Genomic DNA, 20,779 nt, shown 5'->3' on the forward strand with positions numbered 1-20,779 from the left:
GGGGGGGGGGCACAGGCCCTGTCGCACCCTACGAACTACGAATCCCGCTCCACAACCTCAATCAAGGTCGCGGATGGGCGGCAGAACAGGCGCACCGGGGCGTAAGGGGAAGTGCCGAGGCCATTAGAAACGTGCAGCCACGTCTTCTCGGTCCAGCGCGACAGCCCCGAGGCCCGCGAGCGGTCGATACCGCAGTTGGTCACAATGGCCTTCCCTCCGGGCAGGCAGACCTGACCACCGTGGGTATGGCCGGAAAGCACCAGGTCGTAGCAGTCTTCCGCAAAAGCATCCAACACGTGGGGCTCCGGCGAGTGCGACAGGCCGATAGCGATGTCGGCATCCGCATTCGGGGCACCGGCAATCTGCGAATAGTCCTCCAACTCGTGATGAGGGTCATCCACACCGGACAGCGCCACCTTCACGCCACCCGCCACAAACTCCAGCCGGGCATGGGTGGCATCCTGCCAGCCGTGCTCGATAAACGCAGCGCGCATGCCGCGCCACGGCAGTTCGACGCGTGAGGGCTTGCGCTTCTTGCCTGTCAGGTACTTCAGCGGATTGACAGGCCGTGGCGCGAAGTAGTCATTCGTACCGAACACGAAGGCACCCGGACGGTTCAGTAGGGGGCCGAGCGCTGCGAGGACACTGGGGACGGCCTTGTCGCTGCCCAGGTTGTCGCCGGTATTAATCACCAGGTCAGGGTTCAGAGCATCGAGGCTGGCAACCCACTTCTGCTTCAACTTCTGGTCGGGGAGCATGTGGAAGTCGGAGACATGCAGAATCCGGAAAGGCTCACCCTCGCGCTTTCCCACCCGGGCGAGCGTGCCGGGTGCCAGCACGGGAACTTGCACACGGTGGAGTTTAAATGCACGCAATTCGATTTGGTTCGCGTAGAGGAACGTCGTCAAGCCAAGCGTGGCGAGAGCTGCGGCAGACCGCAGAATTTGGTTGGAAAAAGCGCGCGATGTCATGACAGAGACACTATCAACTACAGCGGTAATCTAGGGCGTATGAGTGAACTGAAGAACACAATTGTCTCCGATATGACCGCCGCGATGAAGGCCCGCGACAAGGAAACCGTTGCGGCGCTGCGCATGCTGAAGGCCGCCATCCAGACCGAGGAGGTTTCCGGCTCCAAGCACGAGCTCACCGATGACGAGGTGCTGCGTGTGATTGAGCGGGAGGTCAAGAAGCGTCGCGAGTCCGCTGAGATGTACGCCCAGAACGGCCGTCAGGAACTTGCCGACGCCGAACTCGCCGAAGCAGAGGTTTTCGCCCGCTACCAGCCGGAACAGCTTGACGACGACGCCGTGAAGAACCTCGTCGCGGAATCTGTGGCCGAGGTTGCTGGCGATGACGCGCCGAGCATGAAGATCATGGGCCAGGTTATGAAGGTGGCTAAGGAAAAGGCCGCTGGCCAGGTCGATGGCAAGCGGCTTTCCGAGGCCGTTAAGGCTGCCCTGCAGGGCTAGCGCGACCTTTCGCCGTTTTCCCTTTTCGGCGATAAGCGTTGGAGCTGTTTCTTTGGCGCGGGTTGGAGCTGCCTCCCAGAGCGAACTAAAGCGGACTAGAACGGCAGCAGCGGAATCAGATCCCGCAAGCTCGGCGCTGGCGGAGTGTTCGGGCGAGGGAACTGCGGTAGCGGATCCGGCCGGGACGTCGTCGAGTCCGGCCGCGGCGACGGCGCTGGTGGCGGGGTCGGACGGCGGGTGCCATCGGCCACGCGGATCGTGACGGTGCCACCCTTGAGTAGTAGCGGCGGCTGATCCAACCCGACCACGATTCCGCGCGACTCGCCGGTGAGGGAGACTGTGCGTTCCTCTACCTTGTAGCCGGCCTTCTTAAGGGTCTCCCGGGCCTCGGCCTTCTGCATGCCCACCACATTCGGCATTTGGGTGATAGAGGTACCCAGTCCGTAGTCCGAATCCAGTGGTGGGAGGTTCTTTCCGCCATAGTCCTCGATGACCGGGCCGACTGCGCCGAACCATGTCCGCGCGGGCTCGCGACCACCAAAGAGGTTGCCGTTCGGGCACTGGCGCAGCGGCGACGTGCACAGCTCCGTGACAGTCGGGGTGTCGTTGTAGGCGTACACCGATCCGGCCAGGCCGCCGGTGAAGCCCAGGAATGCCGCGGACTGGTTCGACTCGGTGGTACCGGTCTTAGCCGCGACTGGACCTTCCCAATTCAGCTCTTTCGCGGCATCCTTCGCGGTGCCATCGGTGGCGTCATTGCTGAGCGCATTAGCAATCGCGTGCGCGACACCCGGCTCCACTGCCTGTTCGCACGGTGGCACATTCAGCTTGACCGCATTGCCCTTGGAGTCCGTGATCGACTCAATTGGAGAGGGCTCGCACCAGCGGCCATTGCTGGCCAGGGTGGCAGCGACATTGGACAGCTCAAGGTTATTCACCGGCGTCGGACCCAGCACGAACGAGCCGAGCTTATGCTCCGAGACATAGTCCGCCACCGAGGACTCGCCATCAAAACTGCCCGGCTCCGTGTATGAGCGCATGCCCAGGCGTACCGCCATGTCCATCACGCCATCGACGCCGACCAGCTCCGAAATCTGAATAAAAGGAGTATTCGGCGACCGTGCGAGCGTCTCACGCAGTGACATCGACGGTGGGAAACTGCCTACGTTCTCCACGCAGTACAGGCCCGGCGGGCAGCCCTCTGCGCCACCGGTGCCCAGCCCGGAGGCCTCATAACGACGTGGCACCGGGAAGTGGGTATCAATACCAAGCCCCTTTTCCACCGCCGACGTCGCCGCGAAAATCTTAAAAATCGAGCCCGCGCCATTGCCCACCGGCGTAAATGGCTGCGGCTGCACGGTCTGCATTTGTTCCGCATCGAGGCCGTATACGCGTGACGACGCCATCGCGAGCAACTTCCTGGAGTCATCCCCGGGCTCAAGCAAACTCATAACCTCGGCTGCGCCATCCGCAGTCGGTGATGCCTGCTGACGCAGAGACTCCTGCACGCTGTCCTGCACACGCGGGTCCAGTGTGGTCTTCACATGGAAGCCACCGCGCTTGAGCTTCTCGGTCTCAATACCGTGGTTCTCCAAGTAGGAGACCACATAATCACAGAAGAAACCCCGATCGCCCGCCGCGATACAGCCCTGCGGCAGGCGCTGAGGCTCTGGGAGAATACCGAGATCAGCTGCCTTGGCGTCCTGAGCCTCCTGCGGGCCAATTGCTCCCGTGGATTCCATGGCCGCAAGCACGTCGTTACGCCGTGCATGCGCACCTTCCGGATTTGTATACGGATCGAGCCCGGAGGACTGCTGAACCATGCCCGCGAGCAGAGCGGCCTGCGGGACATTCAGATCGGACGCGGGAATGCCGAAGTATGTCTGAGCTGCAGCTTCCACGCCGAACGCGCCGTTGCCGAAGGGGACCAAGTTCAGGTACTTAGTCAGAATCTCGTCTTTCGTCAGCTCATCTTCCAGGTCCAACGCGATGCGAATCTCGCGGATCTTGCGACCATAATCCGTGGCAGTAGCAGCGCGGCGCTCCGACTCCGACTCTGCGTCCACCAGCAGCGTGTGGTTCTTAATCAACTGCTGCTCAATTGTGGAGGCGCCTTCCTGCACCGACTGGGACATGAAGTTCTTTACCGCCGCACGAGCAGTGCCCTTCCAGTCCACACCAGAGTGCTCATAAAAGCGCCTATCTTCCACGCTGACCAGCGCGTCCTTCATAGCGGGCGAGATGCGTTCCGACGGCACATTAAACCGCCGCTGATCATAGAGCCACGCAATTGGCTGATCATTCCGATCCGTAATAGTGGTGACCCCTGGTGCGTCCTTAGAAATCACCGACCGCGACGCCGACGCGAATTCATCAGCCGTGCGCGCGACGAGGTAGGCCGAGCCGCCCACAAGAGGAAAGAGGGCGCTGGCCACAATCAACGCTGCCAACACAGTGGCAACGGAGAGCTTGAACAGCGTCGAACCTTTATTCACAGCAATCACACTACAAGGTAGGGCGGATTGAGCCGAAGTGGGTTTTCGAAAATCCGCCTAGAGGCATGCCCGGGGAGTCCAGTAAAACGCCTGGCGAGCGGGGGAGGGGCGCTACGAATGCCCTTACAACACCACGCAACTCGTCGTGTAGTGGTTTCCGGAAAAAGATTTTCATAGTGACGCAAATCACCCCCGTGCTTTTGTTGGAAAAAGTTGCCCCACCTGCATTGTTGTATTTAGAGCTGCGCCACGTCCACCCTCCCAGTGTGACCCAATCGACATTATTTGGGTGGTGTGAATAGACTTACAACAAAATTTCAGCACTATTTAGTTGAAACTATTTCGAAATAACGAAAATCGCAGGCACGAGGAGGCTACAATGACCGCCACGATTCCCGATCGCAACCGCACTGCTACTACGCCAGACTACGAGCTCGGTGTAGAGAGCTTCCGCGATCGTCAGGAGTGGGTCCCGCGCGCTAAGTGCCGCGATATTGACCCGGATAAGTTGTTCGTTCGCGGCGCCGCACAGCGCGAAGCCGCAGTTATCTGCCGCCACTGCCCAGTGGTTCTGCAGTGCCGTGCCGACGCTCTGGATAACCGCGTCGAGTTCGGCGTCTGGGGTGGCCTGACCGAGCGTCAGCGCCGCGCAATGCTGCGCGAGCACCCGGAAATTACTTCGTGGGCCGACTTCTACGCTGAGCAGTACGCAGCTCAGCGCAAGGCAAAGCTGGCTAAGTAAAAACCGAACTTAGACCGAAGTAAAACTAAACCCCCAGCGCGCGAGGCTGGGGGACAGATAAAGTAGCTTCCATGACTACTAAATGGGAATACTTCACCGCACCGCTGCTCATTCACAACACCAAGGCCATCCTGGACAACTTTGGTGAGGACGGCTGGGAACTTGTCACTGTTCTCCCGGGCCCGACCGGCGAAAACCACGTCGGTTACTTCAAGCGCCCGAAGACTGACTAATTACCTCAGTGTCTAGTATTTAACTAACAACGGCGGTTGTGCTTTCGATTGGCAGCTGACTCACGGTTGGCTGCCATCTTTCTTTGGCCGGCTTTATTCGCCCGGCCCTAGCCGCCGTGGAAAGGCTTAACTTAAATGAGCAACTCTGAATCTCGCACTCCTTCCCAAGCCCTCGAGGACCTCGGGTTTACCCTGCCTGCCGTTGCCGCGCCAGTTGCGGCCTACGTACCCGCAACGCGCACGGGCAACCTTGTTTTCACTTCCGGTCAGCTCCCATTCGTAAACGGTGAGCTCACCCACGTCGGCCACGTCGGCGCGGAAGTCACTGCTGAGGAGGCCAAGGAGGCCGCCCGCACCTGCGCTCTCAACGCTTTGGCCGCAGTCGATGCCGAGGTCGGTCTCGACAATATCGTCCGCATCGTCAAGGTCGTCGGCTTCGTCAATTCCGCCGCCGGATTCACTGGTCAGCCGGGCGTTATCAATGGAGCCTCGGAACTCTTCGGCGACGTCTTCGGCGAACGCGGCCAGCACGCTCGCTCGGCAGTGGGTGTGAATCAGCTTCCGCTGGACGCACCCGTGGAAGTCGAGATCATCGTTGAAGTAGCCCAGTAGCTGCTGTATTTGGTGCCGTGACCAGTGGGGATGTTGCGTTCTCCGGGGCGTCGTAAAGCGTGCTTACACCCAAATGAGCCGAATTGGAGGACGTGGCGCGCTCCCCGGATTGCGCAACCACGTAGGATAGAGGACATGGAGCATCCTGCGTATAGCCAACTGCGTCAGATTTCTCAGTCTGTGGGCGTCGTTCTGTGCCCGAACCCCAGCTACTCTTCGCTGGAGGGTACGAACTCCTACGTTATTAAGGCTGAGGGGGATAGCCGCAGCATTGTCATCGATCCGGGTCCGGAGGACGAGGGACACCTGAACGTCCTCCAGCGCTATGCCGGCGACGTTGCGTTGATTCTGCTGACGCACCGTCATGGCGACCATGCTGATGGCGCCGCACGTTTCCGTCAGCTCACCGGCGCGCCGATTCGTGAGCTGGAGTCTCAGTACTGCGCGGGAGGTCAGGATCCGCTTGTCGACGGCGAACGTATCGTCCTCGACGGAGTGACTCCGCAGATTGAGGTCGTGGCAACCCCTGGTCACACCGCTGATTCCGTCTGCTACTTCATCCACACTGGTGATGGCGAGGATGATGTTGAAGGCATCGTTACCGGTGACACAATCGCTGGCCGCCACACCACTATGATTTCGGAGACCGACGGCGACCTGGGTAAGTACATGGAAACCCTGAAAATGCTGGATTCGCGCGGCAAGGGTGTTCGTCTGCTGCCTGGTCATGGTGCTGACCTGCCGGACATCACTGTAATGACGCAGAAGTACATTGAGCGTCGTAAGCTGCGCCTGCAGCAGGTGAAGGATGCCGTTGCCAAGCTGGGCGACGAAGCTACGGTCGACCAGATTGTGGATGAGATTTACACCGATGTCGATCCGGTGCTGCGTCATGCTGCTGAGCAGTCGACTCGTGTGACCCTGCGCTACCTGCGCGATCACGGGGAGTAGTTGCTGGGCTTTGGCTTGGGTTTTGGCTTTGGCCAGTTGCTGGGCTGGTCTGGGCTGGGCTTAATTGAGGCTTGGCTGAAGCCGAGCTTGAGTGAAGCTGAGCTTGACTCACCGCATGAAAAGAGCGTGTGACCTGCAGTTTTGCGGGTTGCGCGCTTTTTGTTTGGGGTAGTGCTGGTTGGGGTGGGCTAGTGCCGGTTGGGTGGGTTGGCCTCGTCGGGGCCAGCTCAATCACTTATCGATGAGGTATCCACTTGTCGATGAGCTATAGCGCGCGCACAAGTGAACAGCGCATCGATAAGTGATTGATGCAAGGAGAAATCGGTGAATGGTGCATCGATAGGTGCCGGGAAAGCATCGATAAGTGGCAGAAAAGCATCGATAAGTGCGCCAAACTTGGCCGGCATGCCAGGTCAGCATGGCAGGCCGGCATACCAGGTCAGCATGCCAGGCCAGCGGGGGAAGACAACAAAAATCCCGCGAGCCTCATGCGTTTCATGTGCTCCTACGGGAACCGAGGATCCAAAAGCAGAGGCTGCGGGATGTGAGTCGTTTGGGCAGCGCCACAAGCGCAACAAGCTAACGTGCGCCACAAGCTAACGTGCGCAACAAGCTAACGTGCGCGTCGAGCCAAACGCTCCGTATCGGAGATGAGCACGGACTTGCCCTCAAGGCGAATCCAGCCGCGGTGGGCGAACTCTGCCAGAGCCTTGTTCACGGTTTCCCGGGAGGCGCCGACGAGCTGTGCGATTTCCTCCTGAGTCAGGTCGTGGTTCACGCGGAGAGCAGAACCTTCCTGAACACCGAAGCGATTGGCCAGCTGAAGCAGGGACTTAGCAACGCGACCAGGGACGTCGGTGAAAATGAGGTCAGCCAGTGAATTGTTGGTGCGGCGCAGACGGCGGGCCAGCATGCGCAGCAGCTGAGCTGGAACATCAGGGTGCGAACCAACCCATTCCTGCAGCTGATCGGCACTCATGGACGCGGCGGAAACTTCGGTGACGCAGACCGCCGAAGAGGTGCGCGGGCCCGGGTCGAAGATGGAGAGCTCGCCGAACATGTCGGACGGGCCCATGATGGTCAACAGGTTTTCACGACCGTCGGCTGAGCGACGAGCCAGCTTCACCTTGCCATCAATAATGATGTAGAGCCGATCGCCCGGCTCACCCTCATTGAAGATGGTGGTTCCACGCGGGAAGCGAACCGTCTCGAGCTCGCCGAGCAAGGCCTGCACAGCCTCCTGGTCGACTCCCTGAAATACACCGGCCCGGGAGAGAATCTCCTTGACGTCATCCACGGTAAAATTCTCCTGTCTTTGGCCACTAACCACCGTAAATACAGGCCAGCAGCCGCCAAATTAGCACTCGACTACAGATTGCAGTGGCCAAACAGGAAGAGAAACTACCCCGTCCCACTAGTCCCACTACTTTCGGTCTTTCCCGGTAACGCCGCTGCCAGCTTTCAAGGCAGGTTCATCCCTGGGCGAATTTCACGACAAATCGCCTCTACAGATGCATCCCAAAACTACGCCGTCACCAAGATGTGATAAGCACCACTGTAGCAAAAGAGCCACTGCGCCTGTGGGGAATTCTGGTGAAAAGCCGCTGAACTGTGTATTTATAACTAATAATTCGCTAACGGTGTTCCAAGATGTGGTGGGGCATGACTTCTTTGGTTTTTGACCGAATATGCCCGAGCTGCTACCGGTTCCATCCGCATCCCGGACGAATCGAAGGATTCGGCCCGCGAAAGGTGCGCACGCGAATTGCAATCCGGGGTAGCCGATACACTACGACCATGGATACGACCGGCAAGGCATCGTCGATAAGCAAGCACCAGATAAGCAAGCACCAGGCGACGAGCAAACCCCAGCCCACGCACCCGCAGGGATCCCTGACGTCGAAGAAGCGTCGGGCGGTGGGGGCGCATCCGGCGGCGCGGGGGAAGGAGACGCGCCTGGGTATGGTGCGGCGCGCGCGGCGGATTAACCGCACGCTGGCGGTGGCGTACCCGAATGCGCACTGTGAACTGGACTTTCGTAATCCGTATGAGCTTGCGGTGGCGACGATTCTGTCGGCGCAGTGTACGGACGTGCGGGTGAATATGACCACGCCGGCGCTGTTCGCTAGGTACCCCAGCCCAGCCGATTTGGCGGTTGCGAACCAGGAAGAGGTCGAGGAGCTCGTTCGGCCGACGGGTTTCTACAGGAATAAGGCTGCGAACATCATCGGTTTTGCGCAGGGGGTGATGGAGCAGCACGGCGGCGAGGTGCCGGGCACGTTGGAGGAGCTTGTGAAGCTGCCGGGCGTGGGGCGAAAGACGGCAAACGTGGTGCTGGGGAATGCTTTTGGGGTGCCGGGTTTGACGGTCGATACGCATTTTGGGCGTCTGGTGCGGCGCATGGGCCTCACAGAGCAGGAAGATCCGGTGCGCGTTGAGCACGAGATGATGGACGTGCTACCGCGCGCGGAGTGGACGTGGTTTTCGCACCGGCTGATTTTCCACGGTCGCCGGGTGTGCCATTCGCGCCGGGCGGCGTGCGGGGCGTGCTTCTTGGCGGCGGATTGCCCGTCGTATGGCGTCGAGGGTCCGGCGGAGCCGGAGACTGCGGAGAAGTTGATTAAGTCAGACGACAGGGAATGGCTTCTCTACCTGGCCGGTCTTAATGACGGCTACAGTGGGGAGGAACTTTCCGCGCTTGACGACGGGGATAGCGCGCGCAACACCACAGCGACACAGGACTAGTCGAGGAGCACTTTTCGTGAATGAGCAGGGCGGTCATAGTCACAATGGTGGCCACTATGAGGATCGGCAGGTGGACGTTAACCGTTCGGCATCGCTGATTACGCTGCTCATCGCGGGAGTTAGCATTGTGGGTCTGGTGATTTTCGCGATTGTGAATACCACTGATGGCAATGACGAGGCCGACGGTGGTGGGACCGGATCTGGTGTGAGTGTCGGTGCGGATGGCGCTGGCAATGGTGATGGCGCTGGCAGTGATGGTGAAGTGGATGGTGCACCGGCAGCGCCAGCGATGTCAAAGGATGAGATCGCGGCGGTAGCGGGTAGTGGCTCACTGACCGGTGTGCGCTTGCCGCTGTTGGCGGAGTCGGGAGACTCAGCAGGCCAGGACAACGAGGCTGGGCAAGTGGAACTGGTGGACATGGGGCAGGTCGTCGCGGGCAAGCCGACGGTGCTTAATGTCTGGGCGTGGAACTGTGCGCCGTGTCGCCAAGAGCTACCGCTTATCGAGCAATGGGCCAAGGACAACCCAGATGTGCAGGTGGCGACGGTGCATGCGGCTCGCGAGGCGGGGCGTGGCCAAGCCTTCCTGCAGGAAATCGGAGTGAAGCTACCGACCTACTCGGACACGGTCGACGTGGTCGGACCAGCGTTGAATCTACCGCGAGTTGTGCCCATCACCGTGGTGTTTAAGGCAGATGGCACGGTGGCGGCCATTCATCCTGGTGAATTCACCGATGCGCAGCAGATTACTGATCTCGTGCGAGGTGCATTGAAGTGACTCAGGGACAGTCGTGGAATCGTGACGCAAGCTCGGGGCTGTATCTGCCGAAGTGGTTGACCAATAGTTTGCCGCCGCACCTGGTCAGTGCTGATCACGACGCGGCAGGTCACGCCAGCAGCGCCAGCCACGCCACAACAGGCCACTCGGAGCAGCAGGTGGCCGGTCGCTCCGCTTCGTCGTCAAGCGTGAAGCGTGCGTTTGCGAAGTTGCGGCGAGACTCCTCGACGCAGGAGAAACCGTTGCGGAATCCGGCGCGGTCGGCGGTGTTGGTGCTGATCAGCGGTGATGCGGAGGCGCACCAACGGCCGGAGGATGCCAGCGTGGTACTTACGCACAGGGCGACAACCCTGCGTAAGCATGCAGGCCAGATGGCTTTTCCGGGCGGTCGTGTCGATCCCGAGGACGTGGATGAAATCGATACCGCGCTGCGTGAAGCCGAGGAAGAAACCGGCCTGAACCGAGAGACGGTGACGCCGGTGCGGGTGCTGGACTCGATTGACATTTCGCGGACTGGCTTCGCGGTGAATCCGGTGTTGGCGTATTGGCATGCACCGCATCCGCTGCGTGTGGTCGACCCTGCAGAGACGGAATCGGTGCTCAATGTGCCAATTAGCCACCTGACGAATCCGGACAACCGCATGATGCTGGGCTATCACGGCTGGACAGGACCGGCATTTAAGGTTGGTGACTTCGTCGTTTGGGGCTTTACCGGCGGCGTGCTGTCCTACTTGCTAGACGTGGCCGGCTGGTCGGAACCGTGGGACGACACCAACGTGCAGAAACTTTTGCCGGTGCTCGCGCGTTCCGCTAATGGTGAAAAACTGTCCGTACTGAAGGGAGGCCGACGATGATGCCTGCAATCGCTGTGTTTGACGTTGCGCTGCTGGCGGTCTTCATTTTCGCGCTTATCGTCGGCTGGCAGCAGGGCGCCGTCTCGTCGATTATGGCCATTTTGGGCGTTGTCCTGGGCTTGGTCATTGGTGTGCCCTTGGCGCCGCTAGCTATGGCGCAGGTCGAGAACCAGTCGGGAAAGGTTCTTCTGGGCCTCGGCACGGTGATTCTGTTGGCGTTGATTGGTCATGCGGTGGGAACAGTGGCAGGGCAGTCGCTGCGGAATACCATTCGCTCGCCGTTGGCTGTCGGCCTGGATTCTAGCCTCGGTGCCATCGTGCAGTCCGTGACGGCGCTGGTAGTGACATGGATGATCGCCGTACCCCTGGCCACCGCCGTGCCTGGGCAGTTTGCCGACTGGGTGCGTGAGTCCAAGGGCATGAACCTCATTGACCAGGTCGCGCCCGACGAATGGAGCGACGGCTTCAGTGGCATCCTCCGTCAGCTCCGCGATGATGGAATGCCCGCCATCGCTCCGCCATTCGGCTACAAGCAGAACGTCCCCGATGAACCCGCCGACCCCAACGTGATTTCGCAGGGTGTCGTCGACAGTATTCGACCGTCCATCGTCCGCGTCTTGGGCGAGGCCCCGCAGTGCGAACGCTTGCTGCAGGGCACGGGCTTTGTCATCGCGCCGGATCTGATTCTGACCAACGCGCACGTGGTTGCCGGTGCCACCACTGTTCGACTGGAAACCGTGGTCGGCATGGCTGACGCGAACGTCGTGCACTACGATCCGCTTGACGACGTCGCCCTGCTCCGAACCACCGACCTACCCCTGGAGCCCATGCAGTGGGCAGATCAGGAAGCTCGTCCGGGCGATGACGCGGTAGTGCTGGGCTTTCCCGAGTCCGGGCCCTTTAAGGCCACACCTGCGCGCGTGACGGAGAACATCATTATTCGAGGCCCGGATATTTATTCGTCGACTCGGCACGAGCGTCAGTCCTATGTTCTGAAGGCGGATGTGCGCCACGGCAACTCGGGCGGCCCACTGATTACGCCGCAGGGCCAGATCCTGGGCTTGGTCTTCGGTGCCGGTGTGAACAATGACCAGACTGGTTACGCGCTGACGCACGCCGAGGTCCAGCCACACATCGATGAGGCGATGAATAACTACGGGGCCATCGGCACGCAGCAGTGCGTGGCGGGGTAAGCGGAAAGTTGTGTGTCTGTGGACAGGTCAGCCCCAGCCGCAACCGCAGGAGAGTTCCGGCTAGCTTCAGCCGAGCCGAAGCCTAAGACCCCTCCGGCAACCAGTCCAAGTGATCCCTGATTGCCTGCACCACAGCCTGAGGTTTCTCTGCCGGCAGGAAGTGCCCACAATCCGGCACAACGCGCACGTGACTCGAGCTGAGCTCCACTAGCGCACGTGGGGTACGAGTGTCCTGCTCGCCGACGAGCAGCACCGTGTGCTCATCGCTTTTCGACGGGCCCTCCATCGCACTCAACCACTTGCGGAAAGCGGCCGGAGCCGGCCGCGTCCACCAATTCATGTGAGCCAGTGCAGGACGGAGTGCACCACTGGCCAGGCTATCGGTCATGAGTTCCGCGGTCTGTTTCCCCGCGGGGGTCTCGGCGAACCCCTCCCCGGCGGTGGACATGGACTCGCGCACGATGCGCTCAATGAGCCGCTGCTGGCGAGCCTCAGCCGCCTGCGTGCTGAACTTATTGCGACGCAACTGCGGTACCCGTGGCCGCGAGTCCCACCACGAACGGCGCAGCAGAGGAGCCAGGCTACTGCGGAAGTCCTCCGACCACGGGCTCTTCAACTGGTTCAGCCACACTTTCGGATGTGCAGCACCACAACCAATAATTCCGGAGACAAGATTGGGCTGCCGCGAAGCCAACGTCCACGCCACCCAGGTGCCGAACCCCTGACAGACCAGCAGCGCGGTCGAATGCCCCAACGAGCGAATCGATGAGGCGATGTCCTGGGCCGCCTCAAACGGATCGTAGCCTTGCGGTGTTCGGTCGGACTGACCGTAGCCACGCATAGAAATAGCCACAGCGTGCACGGGGAGGGGATCGCCCGAGTCGTCGTTAAGCAGCGGCAAAACCTCGCGCCATTCAAACCAACCGCCAGTCGAGCCGTGAATAAACAACACGAGCGGATCGGAGGGGCGGCCGCACTCGGCGATGTGTAGGCGCTGGCCGCGGACGTGAATGAGACGATGACGCCAGGGGCCAGTGAGAGAATCGCGGAGGGAGGTCATGAGGGGAAAATACCTTATCCGAAGGGCTTAAACCGGGACTGAATAAGACAAAAGGGCGAGACCAACAAAGTCCCGCCCAATTTCTTTCAAGCCTTTAGGTGTACATACCGTTCGACTGCGAAGACTTCTTCGCCGACCCCGACGGCACGACCCCCTTCAGCTCCTGCATCGACTCGATGGTCTTCTCCGGCTTGCGGATCGACTTGACCTTCTTCAGACCCAGCAGTGCTGCAACACCGGCGATGACCAGCATCAGAACGAAAACGATGAGGAACGCAGCCCAGGTTGGCAGCCAAACATCCAGCAGCCAGCCGAGGAAGAAGAAAAAGAAGAACGAGGAGTACAGCGCGACGACGCCGGCAACCGCGAAGAAGCCACCGCCAACTGCGCCCTTCTTAGCCTCGCCAGCAATTTCGGCCTTGGCCAGCTCAATCTCAGAGCGAACCAGAGCGGAAATCTGCGAAGAAGCATTAGACACGAGCTGGCCGACGCTAGCATCACCCGATGCGTTGCTATCCACATCACTCAGCGGGATAGCGGTAACACGCGGTTCGGTGCCGTCGGTAAAGAGACCCTTCGTATCGTCGTTGCTCACGTGTACTTCCTCCTACGCAGATGGTTGGAAAAGATGGTTTGAAACTTTAAAACTGCAGTTACAAACTGCCATACTACCTCTGATTGTGGGTAGGGCGCGCCATAAGGGCGAAAAAGCCAAGAACTCGTTGAAGTTTTTCTCATCTTTGACCATTTCTATATAAGTTTGTCACTTACTTAGCGGTGAAGAATTAGGGTGTGGGATATGAACAATCAGCCTGAGAACGTGCGTGGAGCCGATGGAATTGGCGCCGGTGCTGGCAATGGTGTCGGCAATGGCGCCGGTGCCGGAAAGGGGGGCCTAGCTGGCATGAGCCTGGGTGTGTCCTCCGTGTCGGCGAAGAAGCGCGCAGAGCGTGAGGCAGCGCAGGCGAAGGCATCTGAATCGGGTGCCGGTGGCGCTGACAGTGCTCCCGCCGCTGCTATTCCGCAGCTTGACCCCAAGGACCCCCTCGCGCCCCTGTGGCAGCTCGACGGCGTTGCGCACGCGGCTGATGTCGCGGCCAAGGCTATCCAGGCCGTCCACCGACACAAGGCCAACCTGCGCAAGCACAACGTCACCGGCTCCGAGTCGGTCCTGCGTGGCGCTCGGGCATCGGCGTGGCTAGAAGGCGGCGAGCCATCGCTTCCCGACGACGGCAATATCACCGACCCCGTGCTCGCAGCAGCCCTGCGGGTTGCCGACACCATTTCCCCCGAGTCGATTGGCGAGACCACTCGCGTGTGGCAGCGCGCTCCGCAGCAGGTGCTGGCCAAGTTTGCGTTGAACGCATCGCCCGCAGGTGAAACTGAAGACGGTTCCGAGGCGCGGATGAAGGCCGGCCGTCCGGTCGGTGACGACAAGCTCTCGTCCGCGATGAAGGAGCAGCGTCTGCACGTGCTCGGTGACTTCATCACTGGCCGCAGCCAAATCCATGCTGGCGTGCTCTCGGCGATTGTGCACGGTGAGCTGCTGACTCTGCGCCCCTTCGAGTACCACAACGGCATCATCGCCCGCGCCGCCTCGCGACTGACAACTGTCGCAACCGGCCTGGATCCGCGTGGCTTGGCCGTGCCCGAGGTCTACTGGACCCGCCACCGCCAGGAGTATTTCGAGGCCGCAGAGGGGTTTGCGTCGGGAAGCGCGGATGGCCTGCGTGCGTGGATTCTCCTGCACCTGGAGGGGCTGAAGGCCGGTGCCGTGGAAGCACGCGGTATCGCCGAAGCGGTGTAGGCAGGCCGGCTGCTGGATGGTGGGTTAGTCGGCCTTTGACTCGTCGTCATTTTTGCGCAGTGCCAACAACGTCGCACCCGCGCCAAGCGCCAGTGTGACGCCGGCAAGAATTGCAGCATTGCGTTTCGACGGCGCGCGAAACAGCGGGACGGGATTCCGGAATTGGCGCACAGGCCACTCACGTTCCGTCGCAATCTTGCGCAGAGCGCGATCGGGATTGACCACAACGGGATGGCCGACTGCAGACAGCATGGGCTCATCAGTGATGGAATCCGAGTATGCGAAGCATTCGGCCAGGTCGAACTGGTGCTTTTCCGCTATCCGACGCATCTGCACAGCCTTGTTTTCGCCTCGGCAGAAGAATTCCGTTTCACCCGTGAAGAGCCCATCGCGGATCTCCAGCTCGGTGGCCACCACGTTGTAGACACCGAGTGCCTGCGCAATGGGCTCAACAATCTGCCGAGCCGATGCCGAGATAATGAACACCTGATGCCCCTGTGCGCGGTGTTCACGAATGAGCTCCAATGCCTCGGCGTAGATGTACGGCGTGATGTTCTGCTCTAGGGTTTCGATGGCGACCTGGCGCAGCTCCCTGGCGCTGTGACCAGCGATAAGGGCGGAAAACTGCTCGCGGGTGGCCTCCATTTGCGCCTCATCGTGCCCCTGCGACATGTATAGGGCATGGCTGAGCGCCATTTGCAGCATGTCTGTCGGCGAAATGATGCCGCGCTCGAGGAATTGCTTGTTGAACGCATATGCCGAGCTCTTGGCAATAATGGTTTTATCCAGGTCAAAGAACGCAGCGACGCGAGAGTCAGCGGTGGCGGAGGCACCTTCCACGATGCGTGTGTCCGTAGAAGCGCGCGGCTGCGGCGTTGTTGAAGCCTTGTTCTCGCCGGTGTTCATAGACTCCGAGCTTACCCATGGATGTCGGGCTCGGGGAGAGCATTATGAGTGTTTAACTGCTGGGTGGGGAACTGGGGCGATTGGGGCGGTGGCGGTCGTGGGGGCTTGGCGGCGATTGGGGCGCGGCATTTCCTGGGCGCGATTAATCGAGGAAACGTGACATCGAACATATTGGGCATTAAATCCTTTGTAAGGTATTTGCAGATTCCTCGGGATATGTAATACTTGGACGTGGCTGGCCCCTTCTTGTTCTTTTTAGAAACAGACTGCGAGGCCGCCCCGGCTCAATCCCCCCCCCGAGCCGGTTAAAGACGCCTCGCGCCAATCCCCCCCCCGGCGCGGGGCGTCGCCCCTTTTTGGCCCAATGTTGAGGGGTACGTAGTAAAAATTGCGGGCTGCAAATGTGAAACTGTATGAGTTTATGACACTTTCAAGTCATTTTTCGTGCCATTTTTGTCATAAACACAGTCACTAACTCGCATCGACCCAACGCCACCTGACATAAACGTAGTCACTAACTTGCATTGGTCAGGCCGCGCAGTAGCCATAAGGCAAAGGCGACATGGCGTTCTGCAGTTATCCACAGTCTGAAAATTATCCACAGACAGCGAGGTTTTGGCCCCTTGCGGGCATCATTGAATCCGCCCTGTAGTGCACGCTATGGCCATGGCAATCAAGAAACTGTCCATGGCTCAGCGAACCGAGGCTTCAGCAAATCCAGTAGTCAACGCCGTCGATGATGAGGCGCTGCGTGAAGAGGTTGCGCTCATAGTCGCTGCTACCGGTCGTGACTGTGTGCAGGAGACCGTGCCACCTGTGGCTGCAGCGTCAGTGGCCGCACAAACATTTGCTTCGCCGCCAGCATCACTATCATCATCAGCCCCAGAGCCTTCCCCATCGTCAGTATCGACAGGAGCGGGAGTTTCATCGGCCCTGTGGCGTCGGGCACCAGCGGTGTTCGTCGATGCACCGGCAGCCCGAAGATTAGCCGGACGGCCTCATAGTGAGGGAGCGATCTTTCTGGTCCGCAGTGATACTGAGGCGGAAGATGCGCAGGTAGCGGAGGTTTTAGCTCCTGTTTACAGCGCCAGTTTGCCCGCGGACAACGTCGATATTGTCGAGCTGCTCGGCCGTGGCGACGTACGCCCGGATGCTCCGAAGCCCTCCGATTGCCAAAACCGCTCGAACCACCTGAACCACCATCAGAACCCAGCGTCACCTGCCTTCGCAGACGTGATTACAGCACCGGGTACAGAACCCGTACCGAACGTGCCGGCAACTACAACCGATTCCACGGCAACGTGCCTGATGTTGGTTCCTGCGGTCGGCGGTGCCGGGGCTTCCATTGCCGCGGCGGCGAGTGCATTGGTTCTTTCCCGTGAAAGGCCCATCTGTTTGGTGGACGCGGACGTGCTCGCGGGAGGCATTGATCTGGTGCTCGGGATGGAAACGGAACCGGGATTGAGGTGGCAGGACTTCTCGGCTGCTGATGGTCGTCTCGACGGAGCGGCACTCTACGAAGCACTGCCATCCTGCCCGCGATCACCCGCTCTGAAAGTGTTGACGTGGACTCGCAGTCGCACGCCCGAGACGACTTACAACCACGCCTCGGCGAACAACAAATTCGACAGCGCCGACAGAACCGACAGGCCCGACGATGTCCGGCACATTGCCAGCACCATTAGTTGCCTTATTCATGCCGGAATTACGGTCATCGTGGACTGCCCGAAGCAGGTGGAGTACGTCACCACTCTCGGCGCACTTGCCGATGACACCGTCATAGTCCTGCCCACCTCCGTTCGAGCCATCGCAGCCGCTGGGCACTTGGCGAGCATCTGTGCACAGGCGGGGTTCACCCCAAATCTTGCAGTGAGGTACCAGCAGCACCGCGATATCAGTGTCGAAGAGGTGGAATACGCTCTCGACCTGCCTATTGTTGGTGAGATTGAGTACTGCAAGAAGGTAGCTCACGAGATAGATGTGGGCGGGCTCGCTGGAACCGTCGGCAAGCTGACGCGGGGATTGGAAGCGATGTTTGCCCTTGTCGGCGGTGGTGGCGATGGATGACGTCAGGCTGTTGGCGGCGGTGCGGACGGCGCTTGCGGAGCGGCCTGGGGTGGCATCGCATAGCGAGGTCGCCGACATCATTCGCGCAGAGACCTCGGGGGTTGTCTCCGATGTGAAGGTGCTGGAGATTCTACGCACGATTCGCGAGGAAACAGTGGGCGCGGGTGTGTTGGATGCGCTGTTGCGACGCCCGGGTGTCAGCGATGTGCTGGTCACCGCGCCGGGCGAGGTCTGGGTCGACGCCGGCAACGGACTGGAGCGCGCCGAGATTTCCTTCGCGGACGAGGGCGAGGTGCGCGCGTATGCGGTGCGGCTCGCGTCGCGGTGTGGACGAAGGCTTGACGACGCGCAACCCTGGGCAGACGGCCATATTCCTGGTGGTGTCGGCGGCTGTGGTGTGCGAGTTCATGCGGTGCTTTCCCCACCGTCGGCGACCGGCACTCAGATTAGCCTGCGGGTGCTGCGTCCGGCTCGTCGCGGACTTGCGGAGCTATGCGATGTCGGGCTATTTCCACCGAAAATTCTGCCGGTGTTGCGGGGAATCGTGGCGAGACAGCTGTCGTTTATTGTCGCCGGTGGCACGGGTGCGGGAAAGACCACGCTATTGGCGGCGATGCTCTCAGAAGTTAATCCTGACCAGCGCATTGTGTGTATCGAGGACACTCCGGAGCTGCAGCCTCAGCATCCGCATGTGGTGAAGCTGGTGACCAGGGCCGCCAACCTGGAGGGCGCCGGTGCGATTGGGCAGCAGGAGTTGCTGAAGCAGGCGTTGCGCATGCGTCCCGACCGCATTGTCGTCGGGGAGATTCGAGGCGCCGAAGTGGTGGATCTGCTGGCAGCGTTGAATACGGGGCATCGCGGTGGGGCGGGGACAATTCACGCCAACCGCATTGGGGATGTCGTGGCGCGCTTTGAGACCTTGGGGCTGATCGGTGGCCTTGGTCGCGCCGGGCTGCATGCGCAGTTGGTCTCGGCGGTGCAGGTGGTGTTGGTGGTCGAACGCGCTGATGTTCGCAGGCTGGCACAGATCGGGCTGCTACGCGGTAACCCACCGGAGGTGGTGGAGGTCTGGACTGCTCGGGATGGGCCTGGGCCGGGTTGGGAAGCGTTGCAGAAGTTGCTGGTCGGCGGGGAATAACCGGTGGAATACCCGATGGAATGACTAGAGGAAAAGTCAGGGGATTAGACGGGGAGATTAACAGCTATGGGGGAAGGGTTTAGCGTGGCGATGCTCATTGGGGGAGCGGCTGCGGCGGTCGCTATCTGGCCGGACAGCTCGGCGGCGGTGCGCTCGCGAGCACTGGCAGGCCGTGGCCGCGAGGTGTCCGGCGGGCTGAAGTGGTTGCAGCGCATGGTTGGACTTGGTGCTGGTTCCACGGGGTCGAGTGCAGTAAGCACTGGCAGTGCGAATCGAACTGCAGGACTATCAATCCTCATCGTTGCAGGCCCAGCACTCGTGTTGCTGTGGCTCGCCGGGATTCCAGGTGTCATAGCCGGGCTGTTGCTGGGTCGCACCGCAGGGGCAGTAGTGCGCGCTGTGGGGGAGAGGCGCTGTGAACGTCGGGAAGCGGACAGCGCTGCGGTAGCGCTGGAAACTTTGACCGCGCGGCTGCGCGCAGGAGCGGCGGCTTCACGAGCGCTCAACGCGGCAGCAGCGGAATTGCGCAGGTCAGGGGATGAGACTGTGTTGGCTGATCATCTCGCGCACGCGGCGCATCGCGCGAACTTCGCCGACCCGTGGGAGGGCGAAGAATCTTCGGAGCAACTGCGCCGGATTGGGCGTATGTGGACGGTGGCGCAGCAACACGGTCTGAGTTTGGCTGGGTTGCTGGACTGCGCGCGGGGTGATCTGCAGGCTCGTCAGGCGCATCGCTCACAGACGTCTGCCGCGCTGGCGGGACCGCGCATGACGATCGCCATCTTGGCATCGCTGCCGGTGTTCGGTTTGGTCATGGGGCAAGCTTTCGGAGCGTCCCCATTCGAGTTCCTCAGTCGCGGTATCGGAGGAATTGTGCTGGTCATCGGTGTCGGGCTGGTGTGCGCGGGCATCGAATGGGCGGTCGCCATCATCGATCGTGCGGAGGCCGGACAATGATTGCCGCCGCACTTCTCATCGCCGTCTACCTCTGCTTGCCGACGTTCAATCCCGTCCGCAGCCGACTGCCCGAATTGGTAGCCGAGTCGGATGCTCGTGTGCGAGGAGGCCTACGTCGACAGGTGACCAATCGGGTGTCGCAGATTGCCGCACAGGTGCGGGAACGTGTGCGAACTCTCATTGGAGGTGAGCGCATCAGCTCGGCTGTGCTGCTCGATGCCGCAGCGGCCCTCGACATCATTGGCGCTTGTTTGAGCTCCGGTATGCCGTTGTCACAGGCCATGGCAGCAGCTGCCGATGGTGCAAACCCTGAGCTGGCCGAGCCACTTCGACAGTGTTCCGCCAGGTTGTCCGTGGGCGCGCACTCCACTTGGGAAAGCCTTGCTGCCACACCCGCGCTCGTGCCCCTGGCGACAGCTGGGCGCCGAGCAAGCGAATCCGGCACCGTTCTGGCGCAGGCCTTGGAGGACACCGCTGCCATGTACCGCAGTCAAGCGCACGATGCGGCGCAAGCCGTCGCCGAAAAGGCTGGTGTCCTCATTGCCGGGCCGCTGGCGTTGTGCTTTCTACCCGCGTTTGTGGTGCTGGGTTTGGTGCCCACCATCGCTGGGCTTGCCGACGAAATGTTTGCAGGACTGATGCCGTCATGAAGCGTGGACACTTCTGCGCCAAGCCCCGCGCGCTGGCACGCGCCGGATGCAGTGCTGGTTGCGCTCTCAGCTGTGACTTCGGTTGTGCGCGTGGTCCGCCTGCCGCGCCGCATTCCAAC

Annotated in this window: 20 protein-coding genes; 14 read left to right on the plus strand and 6 right to left on the minus strand. The window is 60.8% G+C overall.

What is annotated here, in order from left to right:
* Positions 1-35 precede the first annotated feature (35 nt).
* Positions 36-971, minus strand: coding sequence for a metallophosphoesterase (locus tag HMPREF2562_RS06220; protein ID WP_070546333.1), 936 nt, complete (start codon positions 969-971; stop codon positions 36-38).
* A 39-nt stretch (positions 972-1,010) separates the two neighbouring features.
* Here HMPREF2562_RS06220 and HMPREF2562_RS06225 point away from each other — a divergent pair, with 39 nt between their 5' ends.
* Positions 1,011-1,472: a GatB/YqeY domain-containing protein gene (locus HMPREF2562_RS06225; RefSeq protein ID WP_016421920.1), complete on the plus strand. Its 462-nt coding sequence runs from the start codon at positions 1,011-1,013 to the stop codon at positions 1,470-1,472.
* Positions 1,473-1,567: 95 nt separating this feature from the next.
* Here the strand turns inward: HMPREF2562_RS06225 and HMPREF2562_RS06230 are convergent, their stop codons facing one another.
* Entirely contained in the window at positions 1,568-3,976 is a 2,409-nt protein-coding gene (locus tag HMPREF2562_RS06230) for a transglycosylase domain-containing protein (protein WP_070549771.1), read from the minus strand.
* A 370-nt stretch (positions 3,977-4,346) separates the two neighbouring features.
* On the opposite strand from HMPREF2562_RS06230, the gene HMPREF2562_RS06235 reads away from it, so the two are divergent.
* From HMPREF2562_RS06235 to HMPREF2562_RS06245, 4 genes are all read left to right on the plus strand, one after another.
* Positions 4,347-4,709 (plus strand): WhiB family transcriptional regulator, encoded by a 363-nt coding sequence (locus tag HMPREF2562_RS06235; protein WP_005511664.1) that lies wholly within the window; start codon positions 4,347-4,349, stop codon positions 4,707-4,709.
* 71 nt (positions 4,710-4,780) lie between these two features.
* Positions 4,781-4,942, plus strand: coding sequence for a Sp36 family protein (locus tag HMPREF2562_RS10895; protein ID WP_141744780.1), 162 nt, complete (start codon positions 4,781-4,783; stop codon positions 4,940-4,942).
* A 135-nt stretch (positions 4,943-5,077) separates the two neighbouring features.
* Entirely contained in the window at positions 5,078-5,554 is a 477-nt protein-coding gene (locus HMPREF2562_RS06240) for a RidA family protein (RefSeq protein WP_070549772.1), read from the plus strand.
* Between the two features lie 135 nt (positions 5,555-5,689).
* On the plus strand, positions 5,690-6,505 hold the full coding sequence (locus tag HMPREF2562_RS06245; protein ID WP_070432015.1) for an MBL fold metallo-hydrolase: 816 nt from the start codon (positions 5,690-5,692) through the stop codon (positions 6,503-6,505).
* Positions 6,506-7,118: 613 nt separating this feature from the next.
* Here HMPREF2562_RS06245 and glxR read toward each other — a convergent pair.
* Positions 7,119-7,802 (minus strand): CRP-like cAMP-activated global transcriptional regulator GlxR, encoded by a 684-nt coding sequence (gene glxR / locus HMPREF2562_RS06250; RefSeq protein WP_005511668.1) that lies wholly within the window; start codon positions 7,800-7,802, stop codon positions 7,119-7,121.
* 620 nt (positions 7,803-8,422) lie between these two features.
* On the opposite strand from glxR, the gene nth reads away from it, so the two are divergent.
* The 4 genes from nth to HMPREF2562_RS06270 are packed head-to-tail and all read left to right on the plus strand — an operon-like array spanning position 8,423 to position 12,075.
* Positions 8,423-9,250 (plus strand): endonuclease III, encoded by an 828-nt coding sequence (gene nth / locus HMPREF2562_RS06255; protein ID WP_370550197.1) that lies wholly within the window; start codon positions 8,423-8,425, stop codon positions 9,248-9,250.
* 16 nt (positions 9,251-9,266) lie between these two features.
* Positions 9,267-10,028: a TlpA family protein disulfide reductase gene (locus HMPREF2562_RS06260; protein WP_070546337.1), complete on the plus strand. Its 762-nt coding sequence runs from the start codon at positions 9,267-9,269 to the stop codon at positions 10,026-10,028.
* Complete coding sequence (locus HMPREF2562_RS06265) at positions 10,025-10,882, plus strand: NUDIX hydrolase (protein ID WP_016421925.1); 858 nt, start codon at positions 10,025-10,027, stop codon at positions 10,880-10,882. The genes HMPREF2562_RS06260 and HMPREF2562_RS06265 overlap by 4 nt, the downstream gene beginning before the upstream one ends.
* A complete protein-coding gene (locus HMPREF2562_RS06270) occupies positions 10,879-12,075 on the plus strand; it encodes a MarP family serine protease (RefSeq protein ID WP_049189453.1) in 1,197 nt (398 codons plus the stop codon). Before HMPREF2562_RS06265 ends, HMPREF2562_RS06270 begins: the two co-directional genes overlap by 4 nt.
* 82 nt (positions 12,076-12,157) lie before the next feature.
* On the opposite strand, the gene HMPREF2562_RS06275 is transcribed toward HMPREF2562_RS06270, so the two are convergent.
* Both HMPREF2562_RS06275 and HMPREF2562_RS06280 read right to left on the minus strand, forming a co-directional pair.
* The gene (locus tag HMPREF2562_RS06275; protein WP_070549773.1) at positions 12,158-13,135 is read right to left on the minus strand and encodes an alpha/beta fold hydrolase; all 978 of its coding nucleotides are present in this window, start codon (positions 13,133-13,135) and stop codon (positions 12,158-12,160) included.
* A 94-nt stretch (positions 13,136-13,229) separates the two neighbouring features.
* The gene (locus tag HMPREF2562_RS06280; RefSeq protein WP_016421928.1) at positions 13,230-13,730 is read right to left on the minus strand and encodes a phage holin family protein; all 501 of its coding nucleotides are present in this window, start codon (positions 13,728-13,730) and stop codon (positions 13,230-13,232) included.
* A 204-nt stretch (positions 13,731-13,934) separates the two neighbouring features.
* Here HMPREF2562_RS06280 and HMPREF2562_RS06285 point away from each other — a divergent pair, with 204 nt between their 5' ends.
* On the plus strand, positions 13,935-14,942 hold the full coding sequence (locus HMPREF2562_RS06285) for a Fic family protein (RefSeq protein ID WP_083295710.1): 1,008 nt from the start codon (positions 13,935-13,937) through the stop codon (positions 14,940-14,942).
* A 24-nt stretch (positions 14,943-14,966) separates the two neighbouring features.
* On the opposite strand, the gene HMPREF2562_RS06290 is transcribed toward HMPREF2562_RS06285, so the two are convergent.
* Complete coding sequence (locus HMPREF2562_RS06290) at positions 14,967-15,848, minus strand: HAD family hydrolase (RefSeq protein WP_070546340.1); 882 nt, start codon at positions 15,846-15,848, stop codon at positions 14,967-14,969.
* A 666-nt stretch (positions 15,849-16,514) separates the two neighbouring features.
* Here HMPREF2562_RS06290 and HMPREF2562_RS06295 point away from each other — a divergent pair.
* From HMPREF2562_RS06295 to HMPREF2562_RS06310, 4 genes are all read left to right on the plus strand, one after another.
* Complete coding sequence (locus HMPREF2562_RS06295) at positions 16,515-17,915, plus strand: CpaE-like family protein (protein ID WP_246815966.1); 1,401 nt, start codon at positions 16,515-16,517, stop codon at positions 17,913-17,915.
* The gene (locus HMPREF2562_RS06300; protein WP_016421932.1) at positions 17,908-19,053 is read left to right on the plus strand and encodes a TadA family conjugal transfer-associated ATPase; all 1,146 of its coding nucleotides are present in this window, start codon (positions 17,908-17,910) and stop codon (positions 19,051-19,053) included. Before HMPREF2562_RS06295 ends, HMPREF2562_RS06300 begins: the two co-directional genes overlap by 8 nt.
* Before the next feature lie 66 nt (positions 19,054-19,119).
* On the plus strand, positions 19,120-20,010 hold the full coding sequence (locus HMPREF2562_RS06305; RefSeq protein ID WP_070429254.1) for a type II secretion system F family protein: 891 nt from the start codon (positions 19,120-19,122) through the stop codon (positions 20,008-20,010).
* The gene (locus HMPREF2562_RS06310) at positions 20,007-20,660 is read left to right on the plus strand and encodes a type II secretion system F family protein (protein WP_016421934.1); all 654 of its coding nucleotides are present in this window, start codon (positions 20,007-20,009) and stop codon (positions 20,658-20,660) included. The genes HMPREF2562_RS06305 and HMPREF2562_RS06310 overlap by 4 nt, the downstream gene beginning before the upstream one ends.
* Positions 20,661-20,779 lie beyond the last annotated feature (119 nt).

Source organism: Corynebacterium sp. HMSC077G07 (assembly GCF_001809225.1).
GTDB lineage: Bacteria > Actinomycetota > Actinomycetes > Mycobacteriales > Mycobacteriaceae > Corynebacterium > Corynebacterium jeikeium_D.

Bases quoted from the DNA above. Each gene is read 5' to 3' on its own strand.
- HMPREF2562_RS06300 (WP_016421932.1), top strand. From the start codon at position 17,908: ATGGATGACGTCAGGCTGTTGGCGGCGGTGCGGACGGCGCTTGCGGAG.
- HMPREF2562_RS06235 (WP_005511664.1), top strand. From the start codon at position 4,347: ATGACCGCCACGATTCCCGATCGCAACCGCACTGCTACTACGCCAGAC.
- HMPREF2562_RS06220 (WP_070546333.1), bottom strand. From the start codon at position 971: ATGACATCGCGCGCTTTTTCCAACCAAATTCTGCGGTCTGCCGCAGCT.
- HMPREF2562_RS10895 (WP_141744780.1), top strand. From the start codon at position 4,781: ATGACTACTAAATGGGAATACTTCACCGCACCGCTGCTCATTCACAAC.
- HMPREF2562_RS06240 (WP_070549772.1), top strand. From the start codon at position 5,078: ATGAGCAACTCTGAATCTCGCACTCCTTCCCAAGCCCTCGAGGACCTC.
- HMPREF2562_RS06290 (WP_070546340.1), bottom strand. From the start codon at position 15,848: ATGAACACCGGCGAGAACAAGGCTTCAACAACGCCGCAGCCGCGCGCT.
- HMPREF2562_RS06305 (WP_070429254.1), top strand. From the start codon at position 19,120: ATGGGGGAAGGGTTTAGCGTGGCGATGCTCATTGGGGGAGCGGCTGCG.
- HMPREF2562_RS06225 (WP_016421920.1), top strand. From the start codon at position 1,011: ATGAGTGAACTGAAGAACACAATTGTCTCCGATATGACCGCCGCGATG.
- HMPREF2562_RS06245 (WP_070432015.1), top strand. From the start codon at position 5,690: ATGGAGCATCCTGCGTATAGCCAACTGCGTCAGATTTCTCAGTCTGTG.
- HMPREF2562_RS06310 (WP_016421934.1), top strand. From the start codon at position 20,007: ATGATTGCCGCCGCACTTCTCATCGCCGTCTACCTCTGCTTGCCGACG.
- HMPREF2562_RS06275 (WP_070549773.1), bottom strand. From the start codon at position 13,135: ATGACCTCCCTCCGCGATTCTCTCACTGGCCCCTGGCGTCATCGTCTC.
- HMPREF2562_RS06270 (WP_049189453.1), top strand. From the start codon at position 10,879: ATGATGCCTGCAATCGCTGTGTTTGACGTTGCGCTGCTGGCGGTCTTC.
- HMPREF2562_RS06295 (WP_246815966.1), top strand. From the start codon at position 16,515: ATGGCAATCAAGAAACTGTCCATGGCTCAGCGAACCGAGGCTTCAGCA.
- HMPREF2562_RS06285 (WP_083295710.1), top strand. From the start codon at position 13,935: ATGAACAATCAGCCTGAGAACGTGCGTGGAGCCGATGGAATTGGCGCC.